The following is a 4,696-nucleotide window of genomic DNA, read 5'->3' as shown; positions in this document are numbered from 1 at the left end:
AGCTAAGCCTTTCAGCGCCGATGGTACTGCAGGGGGGACCCTGTGGGAGAGTAGGACGCCGCCGAACAATCATTGCGGAAGCCCCGCACCAGCCCCTTACGGGTCCGGTGCGGGGCTTTTCTGCGTTCACGGCTCTGCGTTTACGGCCAGATCGGTGGTCGGCGCCGCGCCTCACCAGTCAGCGGGATAGCTCTTGAGGGTGCTCGTGTCCAGAGTCCAGCGGCCGGCAGTGACGATGTCCCCGAAGGCGTAGGGGACCGTCTTGCGAAAACGGATCCCGTCAGGCCCTGCTGAGGAATCGCTGTGCACGGTGACAGTCCGCTTGTCCCTGCGGGGGTCTACGACGACGTACAGCGGAACTCCCATCTTGGGGTAGTCGTACAGCTCGTCGCGGATGTCAGTGAGGGAATTCGTGCGGGAGACCACTTCCACCACCATCAGGACATCGCGGGAGTTGACGACCTTCGCTGTGTCATCGGTGTCCTCTTCCGCGATGACCATGAGATCGGGGACCTTGGTGAGTCCCGTCTGGGGATCACGCATGTTCGTGTCGTTGAGGGCCATGACCTCCGGCGTCTGCGCCTCGATCTGGCGACGAAGACGCACCACATTGAGTCCGTGGGGGGCCGTGGGGCTCATCATCGTGAGGAAGATCTGACCGTCGGTGGTCTGTACCTTCCACTGGTCCTCTTGGTGCTCGGCCAGCTCGGCGAGCTGCTCCGCGAAGTCGTGCATGCGGCGCATCTGCTCGGAGGTGAGGTCGCCCATGGGTCCTCCTGGTGGGTGCTCGACAAGCCTATCCATCCCGGCGGCGGACTACAGGCGGCCGGCGGCTTTCAGGGCGAGGTAGGCGTCCGCCAGGGCCGGGGCCAGGGTGTCCGGGGTGGCGTCGACCACGTGGACGCCGTGGCGGGTGAGCTGGTCGGACGTGCGGCGGCGCTGGGACTGGGTCTGCGTGCCGGCGGCGGCCTCGTAGACGGCGTCCACCGTGCCCCGTGCATTTGTCATGGACGCGACGTGTGGATCGGCGACCGAGGCCAGCACGACCGTGTGGCGCTGCGTGAGACGGGGCAGCACCGGAAGCAGGCCCTCTTCGATCGGGGCCGCGTCCAGGCTGGTCAGGAGGACCACCAGGGACCGGCGCGGGGCGTTGCGGAGGATGGTGGAGACCAGGGTCCTGGCGTCCGTCTCGACCAGCTCCGGTTCCATGGTGGCCATCGCGTTGACGAACGACGGGAGGGTGTCGGCCGCAGAGCGGCCCTGGACCTGGGCGCGCGGCCGGCGGTCGTGGGCCAGCAGGTCCACCCGGTCCCCGGCGCGGGTGGCCAGGGCCGCGAGGAGCAGGGCCGCGTCCATCGCGGAGTCCAGCCGGGGCGCGTCGCCGACACGGCCCGCCGAGGTGCGGCCGGTGTCCAGGCAGATGAGGATGTGCCGGTCGCGTTCGGGGCGCCAGGTACGGACGGCCACCTTGTTCTGGCGGGCCGTGGCACGCCAGTCGATGGAGCGGGTGTCGTCGCCGGGGACGTAGTCGCGGAGGCTGTCGAACTCGGTGCCCTCACCTCGGGTCAGGACGCTGGTCCGGCCGTCGAGTTCGCGCAGGCGGGACAGCCGGGACGGAAGGTGCTTGCGGCTGGTGAACGGCGGCAGGACCCGGACGGTCCAGGGGGATACCTGGGAGCGCTGGCGGGCCCACAGGCCCAGTGGGCCGTAGGAGCGGATCGTGACCCGGTCGGCCTGGCGGTCGCCGCGGCGGGTGGGCAGGAGCCGGGTGGTCAGCCGGCGGCGTTCGCCCGCGGGGACGACCACCTCGTGGCGGGAGGCGGCGGTCTCCGTGCCCGGGAGCCAGCTGCTCGGGGGCCAGGCGTCACGGACGCGGGCCCGGAGCTTGCGACTGCTGGGGTTGGTGACCGTGAGGTGGACGTCCGCCGGTTCGCCGAGGCGGACCGAGGTGTCCCCGGAGCGGGCCAGTACGAGGCCGCGTACGGGCGCCGCGAGGGCGCGGTCGAGCGCGCAGGCCAGCGCGATCGGGCCGTTGACCGCGAGCATGCCGGTCCAGCTCGGTTCGAGGAGGCCGACCGGGATGCTGCCGAGGGCCGCCAGCAGGGCGGCGCGTCCGGTGAGGGCCATCAGCGCGGGACGGGGACGTGGGAGAGGATCGCCGTGATCACGGCGTCGGCGGTGACTCCCTCCATCTCCGCTTCCGGGCGCAGCTGGACGCGGTGGCGCAGGGTCGGCAGGGAGAGGGCCTTGACGTCGTCGGGGGTGACGTAGTCGCGGCCTGTGAGCCAGGCCCAGGCGCGGGCGGTGGCCAGCAGGGCGGTCGCGCCACGCGGGGAGACGCCGAGGGTGAGGGACGGCGATTCGCGGGTGGCCCGGCAGATGTCGACGACGTAGCCGGCGATCTCGGGGGAGACGGCGACCTGGGCGACGGCCTGGCGGGCGGCTTCGAGCTGGGCCGGGCCGGCGACCGGACGGATGCCCGCGGCGTGCAGGTCGCGGGGGTTGAAGCCGGCGGCGTGGCGGGTCAGGACCCCGATCTCGTCCTCGCGGGAGGGGAGCGGGACGGTCAGCTTGAGGAGGAAGCGGTCGAGCTGGGCTTCCGGGAGGGGGTACGTGCCCTCGTACTCGACCGGGTTCATGGTGGCGGCGACGAGGAAGGGGTCGGGGAGCGCCCGCGGGGTGCCGTCGACCGTGACCTGGCGCTCCTCCATGGCTTCGAGGAGCGAGGACTGGGTCTTGGGCGGGGTGCGGTTGATCTCGTCGGCGAGGAGGAGGTTGGTGAAGACCGGGCCGTCCTGGAAGGAGAACTCGGCGGTGCGCGCGTCGTAGACGAGGGAGCCGGTGACATCGCTCGGCATCAGGTCCGGGGTGAACTGGACGCGCTTGGTGTCGAGTGCGAGGGAGGCGGCCAGGGCCCGTACGAGGAGGGTCTTGGCGACGCCGGGGACGCCTTCGAGGAGGACGTGCCCGCGGCACAGGAGCGCGACGACGAGGCCGGTGACGGCGGAGTCCTGGCCGACCACGGCCTTGCCGATCTCGGTGCGGAGCGCTTCGAGGGAAGCGCGGGCGCTGTCCGCGGTCACTGCCGTGGACTCGGTGGCCGGGTACGTCATGACGTACGGACCTCTCTTTCGAGGGCGTCGAGGTGGTCGGCGAGCGCGACGAGTGCCGCGTCGTCGGAGGGGGTGGTGCCGAAGAGGAGGGCGGTCACGTCGCGGGGCTCGCCGGAGAGGCGGGCGGAGACGGCCGGGGCCAGTGCCGCGGGGTCGTGGGCCTGGGTGTGCGGTACGCCGACCAGTGCGGCGAGGCGTTCGCGGGTGGCGGCGCGCAGCACGGTGGCGGCGCGGTCGCGGGCGTCGGCCTTGCGGTAGAGGCGGGCGCGGCCCTCGGTGGCCTCTGAGGCGCGGATGGCGACGGGGAGGTTCTCGGTGACGAGGGGGCCCAGGCGCCGGGCGCGCCAGAGGGCGGCGAGGACGGCGGCGACGAAGAGCTGGAGCAGGGCCCAGACCCAGCCGGCGGGGACGAGTTCGAGGAAGCTCTTGTCCTCGCCGGGGGGCGCGGTGTCGGGGTCGGAGTCCGCGAGGGACGGCAGGTACCAGACGAGGTTCGGCCGGGAGCCGAGGAGTTGGAGGGCGAGGGAGGCGTTGCCTTCGTCGGCGAGGGACTCGTTGAGGAGGATCGTCTCGGAGCCGAGGAGGACGGTGTCGCCGCCGGTGGGACCGGTGGGGAGGACGAGGAGGGTGGGGTGGCCGCCGCTGGGGTAGCAGGCGGTGGCCCGGGGGAGGGCGGTGGTGTAGCGGAGGCCGCCGCCGGTGTCGGCTCGGCCGGCCGAGGTGGCGGCGTGCAGGGTGCAGCCGGGGGCGGGGTGTTCCGTGTCGGCGGCGCCCGCGGTGTGCACGCCGGGGGAGAGATCGGTGAGGCTGTGGCTGCTGGGGGCGAGGAGGACGGTGCGGCCGCCGGAAAGGTCGATGGCCGAGCGGATGACGCCGCGTTGGGTGGCGCCGAGCCGGTCGGGGTCGGTGACCAGGAGGGTGGTGCGGGGGCCGGCCGCATCGGCGGCTTCGCGGGCGGTGGTGACGACGCGGGTGGTGACGCCGCGTTCCTTCAGCAGCTCCGCGACGGCGCGGCTGCCGAAGGGGTCGGTGGTGCGGGGGTCGAGGTAGCCGTGGCGGGAGCCGGAGTTGAGGGCGGCGATGGCGATGGCGCCGGCGGCGAGGACGGCAACGGCGGTGAGGGCGCGCCGGATCCGGCGGACGCGGCGGGTGCGTGCGTCGGCGTCGGCGGGTGCGGGGGCCGGGGCGTTGCCGGGATGGTTGTCGGGGGCGTTGCCCCCGGACCCCTGCGTCTCGGGCGCGGGCGGGGCCGAAGTCCCCACCGGGGAGGCCGGATCGGTCGGGCCGGTCATGCGGTGGGTCCCGTCAGCAGCGGCTTTGCGCGGTCCAGGGTGAGGTCGAGGGCGCGCAGGCGGGCGTACGTGTCGGCGTCGGCGGTGCGGCCGCCGTAGGTGACGTCGTCGAAGGTACGGGCGGCGGCGCGGAGTTCGGCCGCGTGGTCGGGGAGGGAGAGCGCGGCTTCGGCGGCGGCCTCGTCGGCGGTGCGGCCGGGGCGCGGGTCGAGCAGGGTGCGCTCCTCCAGGGAGCGGACGACGGCGCGCATGCGTTCCTGGACGGCCTCGGTCCAGCGGCCGGCGGCGGCG

At 73.4% G+C, this 4,696-nt stretch carries 5 protein-coding genes and 1 rRNA gene; 1 reads left to right on the top strand and 5 read right to left on the bottom strand.

The annotated features are described in order from the left end of the window. Positions 1–67 (top strand): 5S ribosomal RNA (rrf, locus tag ACWGIU_RS30275); the annotation flags it as partial. A gap of 104 nt (positions 68–171) precedes the next feature. Here the strand turns inward: rrf and ACWGIU_RS30270 are convergent. The 5 genes from ACWGIU_RS30270 to ACWGIU_RS30250 form a co-directional block, all read right to left on the bottom strand. After that, on the bottom strand, positions 172–768 hold the full coding sequence (locus ACWGIU_RS30270) for a Uma2 family endonuclease (RefSeq protein ID WP_453711120.1): 597 nt from the start codon (positions 766–768) through the stop codon (positions 172–174). 48 nt (positions 769–816) lie between these two features. Next, positions 817–2,127: a DUF58 domain-containing protein gene (locus ACWGIU_RS30265; protein WP_453711118.1), complete on the bottom strand. Its 1,311-nt coding sequence runs from the start codon at positions 2,125–2,127 to the stop codon at positions 817–819. Further along, entirely contained in the window at positions 2,127–3,113 is a 987-nt protein-coding gene (locus tag ACWGIU_RS30260) for an AAA family ATPase (RefSeq protein WP_453711116.1), read from the bottom strand. Before ACWGIU_RS30260 ends, ACWGIU_RS30265 begins: the two co-directional genes overlap by 1 nt. Further along, complete coding sequence (locus ACWGIU_RS30255) at positions 3,110–4,405, bottom strand: DUF4350 domain-containing protein (RefSeq protein ID WP_453711114.1); 1,296 nt, start codon at positions 4,403–4,405, stop codon at positions 3,110–3,112. The genes ACWGIU_RS30260 and ACWGIU_RS30255 overlap by 4 nt, the downstream gene beginning before the upstream one ends. After that, positions 4,402–4,696: DUF4129 domain-containing protein (locus ACWGIU_RS30250; RefSeq protein WP_453711112.1), on the bottom strand; the 295-nt coding region annotated here is incomplete at its 5' end. The genes ACWGIU_RS30255 and ACWGIU_RS30250, both read right to left, overlap by 4 nt.

This window comes from Streptomyces sp. NPDC054840, from assembly GCF_053611065.1.
This window is presented reverse-complemented; position numbering and strand designations above follow the sequence as displayed.

Excerpts from the sequence above, each read along its gene's own strand:
- ACWGIU_RS30270 (WP_453711120.1), bottom strand. The coding sequence starts at position 768 with ATGGGCGACCTCACCTCCGAGCAGATGCGCCGCATGCACGACTTCGCG.
- ACWGIU_RS30265 (WP_453711118.1), bottom strand. The coding sequence starts at position 2,127 with ATGGCCCTCACCGGACGCGCCGCCCTGCTGGCGGCCCTCGGCAGCATC.
- ACWGIU_RS30260 (WP_453711116.1), bottom strand. The coding sequence starts at position 3,113 with ATGACGTACCCGGCCACCGAGTCCACGGCAGTGACCGCGGACAGCGCC.
- ACWGIU_RS30255 (WP_453711114.1), bottom strand. The coding sequence starts at position 4,405 with ATGACCGGCCCGACCGATCCGGCCTCCCCGGTGGGGACTTCGGCCCCG.